This is a genomic window from Streptococcus mitis (genome assembly GCF_009496155.1).
Classification (GTDB): domain Bacteria; phylum Bacillota; class Bacilli; order Lactobacillales; family Streptococcaceae; genus Streptococcus; species Streptococcus mitis_BQ.
Genome location: NZ_WIJP01000018.1, coordinates 20799 through 37087, shown reverse-complemented (window position 1 = coordinate 37087; position 16289 = coordinate 20799). Strand labels below are relative to the sequence as shown.

The window sequence follows — 16289 nt, the reverse complement described above, 5'->3', positions numbered from 1 at the left end:
AAGAAATTGGGAGTCGGTAAGTAACAAGAAGATTGTGAGAACCGACTCAAAATATGCTATAATAGAGTCAGAAAAATTTGAAAAACCCGAAGGGTACCCTTCCTTTATTATATTCATAATAAAGGAAGGGTACCCTTCCTTTATTATATTCATAATAAAGGAATCCTATCAGTCCTTCGCTAAATTATAACTGAAAGGTAAACTTTATATGAAACAAGAACTGGAACAGCTTCTGGCACAAAATGACACCTTTATGGTGGAAGGTGTGCTTAATAAGAATAAATTAACAGAGCTGGCAAGACAATATAATCCAGAACTTCTCAATCTCTTGATGAGTGATGGAAAAATCTCTAATCACTTCTTTTCTAAGCTGGAGACAGGTGTGCTCGTCTTTAAGAAAGATGTCTTTTTACAGTTTCTGAACAACAAGGAGTTTCTCCCAGACAGTTTTACGGCTTATAAGACGAAAATTGGTCTTGCAACTGAAAATAAGTACATTTCTGAAAATCAAGAAGTTGTTCTCAATTTTCCATACAAAGACTGCATACTTGAGGGTGGACAGACTAGGGACGATGCTAAACGTCAAGAGGTTTTCTTTAATGAAACACTCGCTCCAACAGAAATCAATCGCTTGCTGGATGATAAGGTCTTGACTAACTTTAAACGCTATGACAAAGATGGCGAACATGAAGTGGAAGAGTTAGCAGATACTGATAATCTTATCATCAAAGGGAATAATCTTATCGTTCTGCATAGTTTGAAAAAACGTTTTGCTGGGAAGGTCAAGCTCATTTATATTGATCCGCCTTACAATACAGGTAATGATAGCTTTAATTACAATGATAACTTCAATCATTCAACATGGTTAATTTTTATGAAGAATCGTTTAGAGGTGGCTCGAGAGTTGCTGAGTGATGATGGCTTAATTTTTGTACAATGTGATGACAATGAACAAGCATATCTAAAAGTTTTGATGGATGAGGTGTTCAGCAGAAATAATTTTATCTCAAATATTGTCTGGAAAGGTCGAGGAGGTCGTCAAGATAGTAAATATGTTGCTCAAATTCACGAAACTATAATTTTTTACGCAAAAAATAAAGAACGAGCAGTCTTGAATAAAGCTTTTATCGAAGACACTTCAAACTATGCTTATGAAGATAGCCGAGGAAACTATAAAACTCAGCTTATTCGAAAATGGGGAAGCAACAGTCGAAGAGAAGACCGCCCTAACCTCTTCTATGAAGTTGAATTTGAGGGTAATAAAGTATTGCCAATCTTACCGAATGGAGATGATGGGTGCTGGAGATGGAGTAAAAATAGACTTGAAGAAGCTATAAAAAATGATATGGTAGTGTCACTTGAAAAAGATGGTAGAACAGAGCTCTACGAAAAAATATATAAAGGTGATGGGAAGAAACAAACAGTTTTTACATCTTGGATTGATGAAAGTTTTTCTGGTCAGGGAACTAAAGTTTTAGAAGAAATTTTCAAAGAAAAAGTTTTTGATTACCCTAAGCCAGAACAGCTGGTTAAAAAGTTTATTGATTTAACGACCGATGATGGTGACATCGTCCTAGATTACCACCTCGGATCAGGTACAACAGCAGCCGTTGCCCACAAAATGAACCGCCAGTACATTGGTATTGAACAAATGGACTACATTGAGACCGTGTCCGTTAAACGTTTGGAAAAAGTGATTGAGGGCGAACAAGGTGGTATTTCAAAATCTGTCGACTGGCAGGGTGGAGGTTCGTTTGTCTACTGCGAACTCAAAAATGATGTTCAGGAATTCAAAAATGAAATTCTTGAGGCGACAACAAAAGAAAAACTGCTTGAAGTCTTTGAACTTGCGAAAAAATCATCATTCCTTTCCTACCGCATTGACCCTAAAAAGTTGAAAAAGAATGAATTTGAAAAGCTTTCATTAGCAGAACAAAAGCAAATCCTATCTGAGATTATTGATAATAACAATCTATACGTGAATTACTCGGATATTGACGATATTGATTACGGGATTTCCGCTCAAGATAAAAAGCTGAATCATGCTTTCTACGGGAAGGAAAAGTAAGTCATGACTTTTATTTACGAAACTTATGATACGGTCAGTCGGTCTGGCTTTAAGGACTTTCGAGCGGATTTGCCAGATTACATTACTAAAAATCTGAAACACTCTTTGCGTCCTTATCAAGAGGAAGCGATTGGACGATATTTATACTATAAAACAGATGAAAATCGTGCTATTCCAGAGCAAGTCCTCTACAATATGGCGACTGGTTCTGGGAAGACGCTTTTGATGGCGGCGGTTATCTTGGAAAAGTACAAACAAGGGGAACGGAATTTCATCTTCTTTGTCAATAACGACAATATTCTCACCAAAACCAAGGATAATTTCTTGGAGAGCTCTTCTGGTAAGTACCTTTTTGCGGAAAAGATTGTCATGGATGGGCAAATTGTGACCGTGCGTGAAGTGACGGATTTTTCAGATAGTCGTGATGATAGTATTAATATTGTTTTCACTACTATTCAGAAGCTCCACCAAGATCTCAATACGCCACGAGAAAACCGTCTGTCTTATGAGCAATTCAAGGATATTTCTGTTGTCATGTTGGCTGATGAAGCACATCACTTGAACGCTGGTCTGGACACAAACGAGAAAAAGGACAACACCAGCTGGACGTCTACTATTGAAGCTATCCAGAGAACCGCTAAAAAATCCAGTATTTTTGAGTTTACGGCAACGATTGACCTAACAAATCCAACCTTAGCTCAAAAGTATGAAAAATCCTTGCTGTTCAAATATGATTTGAAAGAATTTCGACTGGACAAGTATTCGAAAGATGTTCTCTTTCATCTGGTGGATGGTAAAGTCAATAATCGTATGCTTCAAGCCATTCTTGTCAGTCAATATCGCAAGAAAATCGCTCTGAAAAATGGTATCAACCTAAAACCCTTGGTCATGTTCAAGTCGCAGAAGATTGCTGAGAGTCAAGAAAATCTGGACTCATTTTTGGGGGTGCTAGACAATCTTTCTCCAGAAGATATTCAAGCACAGCGTGATCTTGTTTCAGAAATGGACGAAAAATCCAGTATTTTAAAAAAATCCTTCTCTTATTTCGAAAAAGTCGGTATTTCTAACGCAGACTTGGTGGCGGAACTTCAAGAGGATTTTCGAAAAGAGCGCCTGCTTTTAGTTGATGGAAAGAACAAGCATAAAGATAGTCTCAATCTCCTCAATACCTTAGAACTACCAACAAATGAAATTCGTGCCATTTTCGCCGTGGATATGCTGAACGAGGGATGGGACGTTCTCAATCTTTTCGACATTGTCCGACTTTATGACACCCGTGATGGGAAGAACACAAAAAACGGATTTGTCGCAGGAAAAACTACCAACACTGAGAAGCAGTTGATTGGTCGTGGTGCTCGCTATTATCCTTTTGTCATTGGTGATAATTTTGAAGAAAAATACATTCGAAAATTTGACGAAAATGAAAATTATGAACTTCGGGTGATTGAACAACTTCACTATCACTCTGCTAATAATCCTCGCTATATTTCAGAACTCAAGCAAGTCTTGCGTGAATCTGGGATTTATGATGACCAGAATCTGGAAGAACGTGTGCTCAAGCTTAAGGAGTCTTTCAAGAAAACGCGAACCTACACAGATGGCGTCGTTTGGATGAATAAACGCCTTTCTTATGAGCAACTACTTGAACAACGTCAAGGAAGTCTATTTGATACGAATTTCATTCCCAAATCTTTCGAAGTCAAACTCCCAACCCACAGTGTGCGAGATATTGAGGCATTTGATGAAGGAAATTATGTTTCGGATTCATTAGAGGCGATTACCTTCAAATTCGGTAAAATTATCAGCAACAATATTGTCAGAACGGCTATCAATCGCAATAAAAAGTTCTCGTTCGATAATCTACAGAAAGCTTTCGTAGGTTTGCCAAATGTTGCTGGATTTATCAATATGCTTTCAGATATTGATATGCGAGTGGAGTCTCAGTACAAACTAGTGAATGATTTAACCCCAGACGACAAACTTTATATTACTGAAAAACTTCTCCATCACATTGAAAAAGATTTGATTGCGACCGAGGAACGCTTCTTCGGTTCAGAAAAATTCGAAAAATACAAAATAAAGGACTTATTTGAAGATAATATCTTGCGAAAATACACCATTAACCATCAAAGCCAAGCAGAGTTTGGTTTGTCACAGAAAAATATAGCCGAAACCCAGTATTTCGAAGATTTGGATAATCTAGACTGGTACGCTTACAATGACAACTTCGGCACCAGTGAGGAAAAACTTCTCGTCCGTTTGATTAAAGATTTGATGACTGAACTTGAAGAAAAATGGACAGATATTTACCTACTTCGAAATGAAAAAGCTGTAAAGATTTATAGTTTTGCTAATGGGAAAGCCTTTGAACCAGACTTTCTCATGTTCGCTAACGACAAAAATACAGGAAATGTTTCTTGGCAGATTTTCATTGAACCAAAAGGAAGTCAATTCTTGGACGCAGATAATACTTTCAAAAATAGTAAGGAAGGCTGGAAACAAGAGTTCTTGCATCAAATTTCTGAACGAGATGAGGCGAGGACGCTAGTTGATGATGAACATTATCGGATTGTGGGTTTGCCGTTCTTTAATGAGACGATAAGTAAGGACGAGGTCAAGAAACAACTGCGGACACTCTAATACATAACGTGAGTAGGAGATAAGAAAATGTATATTTCTAAAATTAAACTAGTAAACTTTAAGAGTTTTAAAGGAGAGCATGTTATTGAATTCTCGGAAGGTGTAAATTTTTTTGTAGGAAATAATAACTGTGGTAAGACGACAATTTTTAAAGCGATTGAATTCATTCAGAGTGGAAAAAACAAGTTAGATTTTATAACTCAGGGTCTTGAGACTGAAAATATATCTGTCGAACTTGAATTCAAAGGTGCAGATCTCAGTGAAATAGTTAATGATGAAAACCTAAATCTTAATAAATACAGTGACTATGTAATCGACAATGAAGATGGTACGTATAGTCTTAGGGTTTTAAGGTCGTCTCAGGAATGTGAAGTAACGCAAGGTAAAAAAACAGTTTCTTTAGATATCTCAAAAGTAAGGATTTATAATCCAAATTCAACCGAGGAAGATGATATAAAGAGGTTTGAAAACCCCACAGGCATTGATAAAACGATTACTGCATTATTTGATGCTCAGTTTGTATATTCGGATATAAGGAATGAAGATTATCAAGATTTTGGTAAGACCAAAATAATAGGTAAAATAATTAATGATATAACAAAAGATTTTCAAAAAGGCGATACATGGAGAGAATTTCAAGATGCTCATAACAAAACTTTTGGAGATGAAGGGTTGGGTAGAATTCTTGAAGGAATTGCGACTAAAATTTCCTCCGTGTTGAAAGAGCAGTATGGAGATGGTGAGGTACAATTTAATTTTGGATTGCCTGAAATTGATAATTTCTTTAAGACGGGTAGTCTTCTTCTTTCGGATAATGGTATTTCAACTTCTGTTTCAGAAAAAGGTACTGGAATGCAACGGGCATTAGCTTTAAGCTTAATTCAAGTTTATGCTGGTGTGCTTGATAATGAAGAGGAAACATTATCTAAGCCAATTATGTTTTTTATTGATGAGCCTGAGACATTTTTACATCCTAAAGCGCAAGATAAACTTATCGATTCACTTAATAAAATTGCTGAAAAATATCAAGTTTTTATTACGACTCATTCTCCTTACCTGTTAAAAAAGTTTGACTGTAGAACTCAGCAAATCAATATTTTTTCCAAGAATGACGACGGAGTGAATTTTGTATCGGATAAGCGGGAATTAAATTTATTCGGAACTACCTCACCGACAATAGGAGAAATAAACTACATTGCTTTTGGAGTAAACAGCGTGGAATTTCACAATGAATTATATGGATTTATCCAAGCAAAAGCGATTGATGAGGATGAAAGAAATTATTTCGAGAAAGAATTCGAAAAATGGCTTGTAGATAAAGGCATAACTCAAGATAAAGACTATCATCGTTTATTAAAAAACGGGAATATTCAGCAAGAGCAAAAAACTCTTCCAACTTTAATTCGCAACATCATTCATCATCCAGAAAATCAAAATAACAGCTATACTACAGAAGAATTGGAAGAGTCAACAGAATTACTTTTGAATATTTTACATGATTTAGTGTAAAATAAACAGGATGTCTTGACATAGACATCCTGTTTTAGGTTATGGGAATATTATTATTTTTGACTGCTGTTTTCTCTGTGGTATAATAGATTCATGGATAAAAAATATGAAAAAATCTCCCAGGATTTGGGAGTGACGTTAAAGCAAATTGATACCGTTCTAAGTTTGACAGCTGAAGGGGCGACTATTCCCTTTATCGCGCGTTATCGGAAGGACATGACTGGTAGTCTGGATGAGGTGGCGATTAAGGCCATTATTGACTTGGATAAAAGTCTGACTAACCTCAATGATCGTAAAGAAGCTGTTTTAGCTAAGATTCAAGAACAAGGCAAGTTGACCAAAGAGTTGGAAGAAGCTATCTTAGCTGCCGAAAAATTAGCAGACGTAGAAGAACTCTATCTTCCATACAAGGAAAAACGTCGAACCAAGGCAACCATTGCTCGTGAAGCCGGACTCTTCCCACTTGCTCGCTTAATCTTGCAAAATGTAGCTGACTTAGAAAAAGAGGCTGAGAAGTTTGTCTGTGAAGGATTTGCGACTGCTAAGGAAGCCTTGGCTGGTGCAGTTGATATCTTGGTTGAAGCCTTATCAGAAGATGTGACACTGCGCGCCATGACTTATCAGGAAGTGCTGAGACATTCTAAACTCACTTCTCAAGTCAAGGATGAAAGTCTTGATGAAAAGCAGGTTTTTCAGATTTATTATGATTTTTCAGAGACGGTTGGAAATATGCAGGGTTATCGTACCTTAGCCCTTAATCGTGGGGAGAAGCTAGGTGTCTTGAAGGTTGGTTTTGAACATGCAACAGACCGTATTCTTGCCTTCTTTGCTGCTCGTTTCAAGGTGAAAAACGCCTATATAGATGAAGTTGTCCAACAGTCAGTTAAGAAAAAAGTCTTGCCTGCTATCGAGCGCCGTATTCGGACAGAATTAACTGAAAAGGCAGAAGAAGGAGCCATCCAACTCTTTTCGGACAACCTGCGCAATCTCCTCTTGGTTGCTCCGTTGAAAGGGCGCGTGGTTCTTGGATTTGACCCAGCCTTTCGTACAGGTGCCAAGCTAGCTGTCGTTGATGCAACAGGAAAAATGCTGACGACTCAGGTCATTTATCCTGTCAAACCAGCATCTGCTCGTCAAATCGAAGAAGCCAAGAAAGATCTGGCAGACTTGATTGGTCAATACGGTGTAGAGATTATTGCCATCGGAAATGGAACGGCTAGTCGTGAAAGTGAAGCCTTTGTGGCGGAAGTTCTGAAAGATTTCCCTGAAGTCAGCTATGTTATCGTCAATGAAAGTGGTGCTTCGGTCTACTCTGCCAGTGAACTTGCTCGTCAGGAGTTTCCAGACTTGACCGTTGAAAAGCGCTCTGCCATTTCCATCGCTCGTCGTTTGCAAGATCCTCTTGCGGAATTGGTTAAAATCGATCCCAAATCTATTGGTGTCGGTCAATACCAACACGATGTCAGCCAGAAGAAACTATCTGAAAGTCTGGACTTTGTCGTGGATACCGTGGTTAACCAAGTCGGTGTCAACATCAATACGGCCAGTCCAGCTCTTCTTTCCCACGTTGCTGGTCTTAACAAAACTATCTCTGAAAATATTGTCAAATACCGTGAGGAAGAAGGAAAAATCACTTCACGCGCTCAAATCAAGAAAGTTCCTCGTCTGGGAGCCAAGGCCTTTGAGCAGGCAGCTGGTTTCCTCCGTATCCCGGAAAGTAGCAATATTCTTGATAATACAGGAGTTCACCCAGAAAATTACGCTGCCGTTAAGGAACTTTTCAAACGTTTGGACATTACAGACTTGAATGAAGAAGCCCAAAGTAAACTCAAGTCCCTTTCAATCAAAGATATGGCGCAAGAGCTAGACCTTGGTCCAGAAACCCTTAAAGATATCATTGCAGATCTTCTCAAACCAGGTCGAGATTTCCGTGATTCCTTTGACGCACCTGTGCTTCGCCAAGATGTCCTAGATATCAAGGATTTAGTGGTTGGTCAGAAGCTAGAGGGTGTGGTGCGTAATGTCGTTGACTTCGGTGCCTTCGTTGATATCGGGATTCACGAGGACGGTCTCATCCATATTTCCCATATGAGTCGCAAGTTTATCAAGCATCCCAGTCAAGTGGTGTCAGTTGGAGATTTGGTGACTGTTTGGGTCAAGAAAATTGATACTGAACGTGAAAAAGTAAATCTGTCGCTCCTAGCTCCAAATGAAACTGACTGATTACGTTAAGCAGGTTTCACTAGAAGACTTCGGCAGACCTTTTATCCATCATGTTCAGTGGAATAGGCGTCTACGTTCGACAGGTGGGCGATTTTTCCCCAAAGATGGGCATTTGGATTTTAATCCCAAGGTTTATCAGGAACTGGGGCTGGATGTTTTTAGGAAAATTGTCCGACATGAACTCTGTCATTATCACCTCTATTTTCAAGGAAAGGGCTATCAACACAAGGATAGGGATTTTAAGGAACTGTTGAAAGCAGTGGATGGATTACGCTTTGTGCCTTCCTTGCCCAATAGCAACTCCAAGCCAATCAAGCTCTATCGTTGCCAATCCTGCCAGCAAAGGTATCATCGCAAGCGAAGGATTGATACCAAACGCTATCGCTGTGGACTTTGTCGAGGTAAATTGCTACTAGTAAATCAGCCTGAGGACTGATGAAAGCCGATCCTACCCGTGATATACTATGACTAACCTAGCAGAAAGAGGAAATATCATGAACAGTAAATTTTATAAAATGAGACGAAATCGCATGATTTCAGGAGTTCTGGCAGGTCTGTCAGACAAGTGGAACTTTGATGTTACCCTTGTACGTTTTCTGTTTGCCATTTTCACAGTCGCAAACTTTGGACTTGGCGTGATTATCTATATCATCCTAGCCTCTATCATGCCAACCAAGGAAGAAATTGAAGCAGAAATGTACGGAACAGGCCCACGCAAACGCAAAGAAGCCCAAGCTATTGAAGAAAATGATGGATGGTTTTGGTGAGGTTCTACAGAAGATTTGGAATAAGCAAAAAGCTTTAAATCAATAGTCTAAACTGCTTGATTTAAAGCTTTTTTTACTTTTAATAAGATTTTCTCAGCATCATATATAAAATATTATTTTAAACTCAGGTTTTCTAATCTGATTTTTTTTGCTGAGACAATACATTTTTTGAAAAATGGTGGATGCTGATAACAACTGATAACCAGCAAATAGCATAAGCAGTAGCTGTAAATTCTGTACCGATAAAGTATGTCTTTTCAACTAAGAGCTGACCGATGAATGGAGAGAGGAGATAGAGAAGTCCGATGAGTATATGTTCTTTGTGTTTCATTAAAAATGAACTCTCCCTTCATGATATACATATTTATAGTGATTATCAACGTAGGAACCTCCCAAATTTACGCTAGCGCCTTCTCCTATTCCAATATTCAGTCCTCCGCTTAAAGTTGTAGTACCGTTATCAAAGAAATCTCCATTAATTATATAGAATATTCTATCAGCCTGTTCTAAATTGACGTACAATGAACCAGAAAACTGTTTTGACATTCCATTATAATTTCTATTTATTTCTGTTCTTAATATTCTTATAATACCATGATAAGTTCCATATTCGCTTGTTTCGCAGTAGAAAGAAATAGATGGTTTATAGGAGTTTGTAACAGTTATTTGAGTAGAAATTGTTCTATATGTCTGTGAAGAGCGTTCGTATAAATTTATACCAAGTAAATCTGATGCTTGTTCCAATGTGATATCATAATCAGTCGCGTATTGATTCACAAGTTGTTGAGCTGTCATAGTTTCGCTCACTATTGTATTAGTATCATCTGCAAAAACAGATGAATAGAAAAATAGTGAAAGGATAGCAAAAAAAGTAATCAAGATTTTTTTCATAATATCCACACTTTCTGGAAAAGAGCTAAAATAAATTTTTAGTAGAAATATTTTGGTAATAAAGTGATAGTTAAAATAAGCTTACTCAAATTATAGTTTCCGATTTTTTCTCCTTTCTAAAGTAAGCCCTTTCATAATTACATTATATAATTTTTATAGTAAAAAGTGAAGTGATTTATTGCATAGTGAAATGAAATAAAAACTCAATAATTGATTGGGAAATTCAAACCAATTTCTAACAATATTTTAGAAGCTACAGTGTACTTCTCTAGATTAAATCTGCTTACATTCCCCCCAATCTTACAAAAATGTAAGATTAAAGTCTCTTTTGTAAGGTTAGGTTATGGAAAGCAGCATTTTTTTGATGTAAACTAGACTCATAAAGAACAAAGGAGTAACATCATGAAACAAATCTTACAGAAGAAAACAAGAAAACCAAGCCATAAAGATATCGAGCGCGTTCAGCTGGGATGCGCTATGATGCAAGAGACATTTCATTTGATGGGATATTAAGAAAGGAGATTCTCATGACACTTTTAGATGTAAAACACGTTCAAAAAATTTATAAAACTCGTTTTCAGGGCAACCAAGTAGAAGCTCTCAAGGATATTCACTTTACCGTCGAAAAGGGTGACTACGTTGCCATCATGGGTGAGTCTGGTTCTGGTAAATCAACTCTTCTCAATATCCTAGCTATGCTGGATAAACCAACTCGTGGTCAGGTTTACTTAAATGGAACGGACACCGCAACCATTAAAAATTCACAAGCCTCTAGCTTCCGTCGTGAAAAGCTAGGATTTGTCTTCCAAGACTTTAACTTGCTAGATACTCTCTCTGTAAAGGATAATATCTTGCTTCCGCTTGTCTTGTCAAGAAGACCCATTACGGAGATGATGAAGAAATTGGTGGTGACAGCTGAGAATCTTGGTATCAACCAATTGCAAGAGAAGTATCCTTACGAGATTTCAGGTGGGCAGAAACAGCGTGTAGCAGTAGCCCGCGCCATCATCACAGAACCTGAAATTCTCCTTGCGGATGAGCCAACAGGAGCCCTTGATTCCAAGTCATCTGCAGCCTTACTTGATGTCTTTGATGAAATCAATGAGCGTGGCCAAACTATTCTCATGGTAACCCACTCAACAGCAGCAGCTAGCAGAGCTAAACGTGTACTCTTTATCAAAGACGGCATTCTTTACAACCAAATCTACCGTGGAGAGAAGACAGAACGTCAGATGTTCCAAGAAATTTCTGATACCTTGACTGTCATGGCAAGCGAGGTGAATTAGTATGTTTCGATTAACCAATAAGTTAGCGGTATCGAACTTGATTAAAAACCGCAAACTCTACTATCCTTTTGCGTTGGCTGTTCTCTTGGCAGTCACCGTCACCTATCTCTTTTACTCTCTAACTTTCAATCCCAAGATTGCTGAAATCCGTGGAGGAACAACCATTCAGGCTACACTTGGATTTGGTATGTTTGTCGTCACCCTTGCGTCAGCCATTATCGTCCTTTATGCCAATAGTTTTGTCATGAAGAACCGTTCCAAGGAACTAGGGATTTATGGCATGCTGGGTTTGGAGAAACGCCATCTGATCAGTATGACCTTTAAGGAGTTAGTGGTATTTGGGATTCTAACTGTTGGAGCAGGAATCGGTATTGGAGCCTTGTTTGACAAGTTAATTTTCGCTTTCTTGCTCAAACTGATGAAATTGAAGGTTGAGCTGGTCGCTACCTTCCAAATGAATGTTGTCATTGCAGTACTTGTTGTCTTTGGATTGATTTTCCTATGCCTTATGTTCCTGAATGCCCTTCGAATCGCCCGTATGAATGCCCTCCAGCTCTCGCGTGAGAAAGCAAGCGGAGAGAAAAGAGGTCGTTTCCTACCTCTCCAAACTATTCTTGGTTCCATAAGTTTAGGGATTGGCTATTATCTTGCCCTTACGGTAACCGATCCTCTTACAGCCTTAACAACCTTTTTCCTAGCTGTTTTGCTGGTTATCTTTGGTACTTATCTCTTGTTTAATGCAGGAATTACAGTCTTCCTCCAAATCTTAAAGAAAAACAAGAAATACTATTACCAACCTAATAACCTGATCTCAGTGTCTAACTTGATTTTCCGTATGAAGAAAAATGCGGTTGGACTAGCAACTATCGCTATCTTGTCAACAATGGTTTTGGTAACCATGTCAGCAGCGACAAGCATTTTCAATTCCGCAGAAAGCTTAAAAAAAGTTCTAAATCCGCATGACTTTGGAATTACTGGAAAAAATGTTGAAAAAGAAGATTTGGACAAACTCTTGAGCCAGTTTGCAAGTGACAAAGGTTATAGTGTCAAAGAGAAAGAAGTGCTTCGTTACAGTAACTTTGGTATTGCAAATCAAGAAGGAACCAAGTTAACTATTTTTGAAAAAGGACAAAACCGTGTCCAACCAAAAACAGTTTTCATGGTATTTGACCAAAAAGATTATGAAAATATGACTGGTCAAAAACTTTCTCTATCAGTAAATGAGGTCGGTCTCTTTGCCAAAAATGACGGACTGAAAGGACAGAAAGTACTAACTCTAAATGATCATCAATTTTCTGTCAAAGAAGAATTTAATAAAGATTTTATTGTCAACCATGTCCCAAATCAGTTTAATATTTTGACTACTGATTACAATTACCTTGTTGTACCTAATTTACAAGCCTTTTTGGATCAATTCCCAGATTCGGCTATCTATAATCAGTTTTACGGCGGTATGAATGTAAATATCAGTGAAGAAGAACAACTCAAGGTCGCTGAAGAGTATGAAAAATACCTCAATCAGTTTAATGCTCAATTAAACACAGAAGATAGCTATGTTTATGGTAGCAATCTAGCAGATGCTCGTTCTCAGATGAGTGCCCTCTTTGGTGGTGTCTTTTTTATCGGTATTTTCCTATCCATTATCTTTATGATCGGAACCGTTCTGGTCATCTACTACAAACAAATTTCTGAAGGCTATGAAGACCGTGAACGCTTTATTATCTTGCAGAAAGTCGGTTTGGATCAAAAGCAAATCAAGCAAACCATCAACAAACAGGTTTTAACTGTTTTCTTCCTTCCTTTGCTTTTTGCCTTCATACATCTAGCATTTGCCTACCATATGCTTAGTCTGATTTTAAAAGTAATTGGTGTAATAGATACGAATATGATGTTGACTGTGACCTTGTCTATCTGCGCTATCTTCCTCATCGCCTATGTGCTGATTTTCATGATTACTTCAAGAAGTTATCGCAAGATTGTCCAAATGTAAAAAAGATACCTCGACTTCAAAATCGAGGTATTTCTTGTATTTTATACTCAATGAAAATCAAAAAGCAAACTAGGAAGCTAGCCGCAGGTTGCTCAAAGCACTGCTTTGAGGTTGCAGATAGAACTGACGAAGTCAGTAACCATATATACGGCAAGGCGAAGCTGACGTGGTTTGAAGAGATTTTCGAAGAGTATTAAATGCTGAAAAGTTGTCCGAGTAAGAAGGTAACGCCCATGGTCAAGAGGCCAATAGCTAAGTTCCGAATCATAGCTGTTTTGGTTGGGGCTTTTCCAAGTTTGGCACTAGTGTAACCAGTGAGAAGAAGAGCCACACCGACGATAAGGACAGTAACAGGGATGCGGTATTCACTTGGGAAAATGGTCACTGAGAGCATTGGAGGCAAACTTCCAAGGAAGAAAGAAATAAAGCTAGAGATAGCAGCATGCCAAGGATTGGTAAACTCTTCATACTCAATCCCATATTTTTCCTCTACCAAAGCCTTGAGCGGATTATTTAAAAAGGCCTTGTTGGTGAGAAGTTGGGCTGATGTTTCACACTCGCCATTTTGGATATAGGCAGCATAGAGAGACTTTTTGGCTAGTTCCATATCTTGGTCTAGCAAGACTTGCTCACGCGCAACGGCTGCTTCCTCGGTATCTTTTTGAGTTGAAACAGATACATATTCTCCACCCGCCATTGAAAAGGCACCTGCCAAAATAGCTGCAAATCCAGATAAAAAAATAATCCAGATATTGCTCGTGGCACTGGCAACTCCGATAACCACACCAGCAATGGAAATAATTCCATCATTAGCACCAAGAACACCAGCACGCAGGATATTTAAACGACCTGCAAAATTTGAATCGATTTCGTGATTTGTTTCTGACATACTAATCTCCTTTTTATCCAGTATAAAGGAAAGAGGTAATGAAATCAATCTTTTAAAAGTATCTGAAAAAAGTTGCACGATTTTAATTTTACGAGTTTTTTAAAAGATAGAAACAGCACTAGCTAGTAGAGAAGGATAAAAGAGAAGCAAAGCTGATAGACTAGTCCTTTTTCTACTTATCTATGGTATAATAGGAGGTAGATTTACTAATCGGAGTAAGAAAGATTTTATGATTAAACTAGTAACAACAGAAATCGGAATAAAGTAATTTATACAATAGAATACTAAGAAAGTCTTGGAATAAGCTTGTTTTAGAAAAATTGAAATTTTATTGCTTAGTCGTGTAATTTATGAATTTTAAAAATGTAGTATAATGTTAATGTAATTGTTAATCGTTAAAATGTACAAAATTGTTAGTATGTATTTGTAATTGACGTTTCAAATCAATTGAGTAAGAATGAAGGAGGCAAATAATGCTCAAGAAATCTTTTGATGAATGTTACTGCACTTTAATACATGATATTGCAACCTTGGATGATATAGCTGATTTTGTGGAAAGTCATGATGGTAAGTTAGGTAATTATGAGGGCACTATGTTTTGTCCAGAGTGTAGATCTGCAGAGCTAAGTTATGTGCATAAAACTTCTAAAAAAAGAGCATTTTTGAGAAGGAAATCTAGTTCGAGACATTTACCGTATTGCTCCTACATTCATGAATATAGTTCTATTCAATTTTCTAAGGAGTATTATGAGTCATTGACGGATGGACAAATACAGGATAAAATGGCCTCTATGATGCGATTGTTGCTACGGGATCCCCTAGTTAATAGGGAGATTACCACCCAAGCAACGAACAATGTAGAAGTTGATAATCCATTGCTTCTAAAGAAGGAGAAGAATGGTCAACAAATCCGAAGGTCACTCAGACGCAAAAAATTGAGTACATGGCTTGGTGAAGAGATTGCGGGAGACCTTTATTTGTTTTATGGTGAAGTGAAATTAAAGGTTCGAAGGATTGAAAAAACTAATGAGGCAGGAGAGTCATACTTCTATTGTTTTTTAGATATCTTTTGTGAAAATAAAAATAGAGAGTGGAAGAAAAAAACACAAATTTATAGAGGTGCTACGGAAGATAGTATTGATGAAAACCAAATTTATCATTTTGTCGCCGTCGGCAAGCTAGATTTTTCTAATGGTTTTCCAAAATTGGAACTATCTAATAAACAATCGCTCTTATTTAAAGTGGTTGAATAACTATATATTTCTATAGCCTTTTATATGAGTTACATATCTTAAACATATTAAAATTATAGATTATAGACAAAAAATCGGCTCTTTGTCAACTGTAGTGGGTTTCTGACATACTATTCTCCTTTTTATCCAGCATAAAGGAAAGAGGTAATGAAATCAATCTTTTAAAAGTATCTGAAAAAAGTTGCACGATTTTAATAATGTAAAAGTATCGTCATTTTCTCTAGTAGAACAAACATCGAATGTAAAGAGCATAGAATGGCATAAAAAATTTAAAATTAAATAGGATAATCATTTTGTTCACTTTATAATCGTTTACAAGAGAATAATTAGTATTAAATCAAATAGAATCCAAATATTTTGCGAACTTTTTTATGTTTTTTTCGTAAAACGCTTTACAAGTTCTTAAAAACATGATATAGTAATGGAGCTTAGAAAATGAGATGATGTTTTCTAGCAAATATAAACCCGATTAAAAAATGCCTACGGACAGGCAGGGTTGAATGCCGAAGCGTGGTTGAAAAGCCACATTATTGATAGGGTTAAAAGCCTACTTTTATAAGTTGATGTTAGGACACTTGTCCTAATTCATAAATTTTTAGTGTGGTGAAAGCACACGTCATCTTGTGAAACGATCAATAAAGTACGTAATATTTGCTACTAGAGAGTTAGGAAACATCGGGAACAGACATACTCAAAAGAAACAAACATAAAAACGTCAGAAGATTGCAGAGCAGGTGAAAACCTGCTCTTTTTTCATAAGTCAACCTTTAGTC

General features: G+C 37.3%; 12 protein-coding genes. 9 read left to right on the top strand and 3 right to left on the bottom strand.

Annotated elements, in window-relative coordinates:
• Positions 1 to 208 precede the first annotated feature (208 nt).
• The 6 genes from GEZ84_RS09660 (at position 209) to GEZ84_RS09635 (ending at position 9207) form a co-directional block, all read left to right on the top strand.
• Positions 209 to 2068: a DNA methyltransferase gene (locus GEZ84_RS09660; protein WP_153224377.1), complete on the top strand. Its 1860-nt coding sequence runs from the start codon at positions 209 to 211 to the stop codon at positions 2066 to 2068.
• 3 nt (positions 2069 to 2071) lie between these two features.
• The gene (locus GEZ84_RS09655) at positions 2072 to 4708 is read left to right on the top strand and encodes a DEAD/DEAH box helicase family protein (RefSeq protein WP_153224376.1); all 2637 of its coding nucleotides are present in this window, start codon (positions 2072 to 2074) and stop codon (positions 4706 to 4708) included.
• Between the two features lie 27 nt (positions 4709 to 4735).
• Complete coding sequence (locus GEZ84_RS09650) at positions 4736 to 6217, top strand: AAA family ATPase (RefSeq protein WP_153224375.1); 1482 nt, start codon at positions 4736 to 4738, stop codon at positions 6215 to 6217.
• Positions 6218 to 6310: 93 nt separating this feature from the next.
• Positions 6311 to 8440 (top strand): Tex family protein, encoded by a 2130-nt coding sequence (locus GEZ84_RS09645; RefSeq protein ID WP_153224374.1) that lies wholly within the window; start codon positions 6311 to 6313, stop codon positions 8438 to 8440.
• Positions 8427 to 8876 (top strand): SprT family protein, encoded by a 450-nt coding sequence (locus GEZ84_RS09640; RefSeq protein WP_049524569.1) that lies wholly within the window; start codon positions 8427 to 8429, stop codon positions 8874 to 8876. The genes GEZ84_RS09645 and GEZ84_RS09640 overlap by 14 nt, the downstream gene beginning before the upstream one ends.
• Before the next feature lie 58 nt (positions 8877 to 8934).
• The gene (locus GEZ84_RS09635) at positions 8935 to 9207 is read left to right on the top strand and encodes a PspC domain-containing protein (protein ID WP_033685104.1); all 273 of its coding nucleotides are present in this window, start codon (positions 8935 to 8937) and stop codon (positions 9205 to 9207) included.
• 133 nt (positions 9208 to 9340) lie between these two features.
• Here the strand turns inward: GEZ84_RS09635 and GEZ84_RS09630 are convergent, their stop codons facing one another.
• The gene (locus GEZ84_RS09630; protein WP_153224373.1) at positions 9341 to 9538 is read right to left on the bottom strand and encodes a hypothetical protein; all 198 of its coding nucleotides are present in this window, start codon (positions 9536 to 9538) and stop codon (positions 9341 to 9343) included.
• Positions 9538 to 10098 (bottom strand): hypothetical protein, encoded by a 561-nt coding sequence (locus GEZ84_RS09625; protein ID WP_194252061.1) that lies wholly within the window; start codon positions 10096 to 10098, stop codon positions 9538 to 9540. The genes GEZ84_RS09630 and GEZ84_RS09625 overlap by 1 nt, the downstream gene beginning before the upstream one ends.
• A 527-nt stretch (positions 10099 to 10625) precedes the next feature.
• Between GEZ84_RS09625 and GEZ84_RS09620 the strand changes: the two genes are divergently transcribed.
• Both GEZ84_RS09620 and GEZ84_RS09615 read left to right on the top strand, forming a co-directional pair.
• Complete coding sequence (locus GEZ84_RS09620; protein WP_000173372.1) at positions 10626 to 11384, top strand: ABC transporter ATP-binding protein; 759 nt, start codon at positions 10626 to 10628, stop codon at positions 11382 to 11384.
• Between the two features lies 1 nt (position 11385).
• Positions 11386 to 13374: an ABC transporter permease gene (locus tag GEZ84_RS09615; RefSeq protein ID WP_153224371.1), complete on the top strand. Its 1989-nt coding sequence runs from the start codon at positions 11386 to 11388 to the stop codon at positions 13372 to 13374.
• Positions 13375 to 13567: 193 nt separating this feature from the next.
• Here GEZ84_RS09615 and GEZ84_RS09605 read toward each other — a convergent pair whose 3' ends face one another.
• Positions 13568 to 14263, bottom strand: a complete 696-nt coding sequence (locus GEZ84_RS09605) for a VIT1/CCC1 transporter family protein (protein ID WP_117304250.1) — start codon at positions 14261 to 14263, stop codon at positions 13568 to 13570.
• Between the two features lie 473 nt (positions 14264 to 14736).
• Between GEZ84_RS09605 and GEZ84_RS09600 the strand changes: the two genes are divergently transcribed.
• Positions 14737 to 15516, top strand: a complete 780-nt coding sequence (locus GEZ84_RS09600) for a hypothetical protein (RefSeq protein WP_153224370.1) — start codon at positions 14737 to 14739, stop codon at positions 15514 to 15516.
• Positions 15517 to 16289 lie beyond the last annotated feature (773 nt).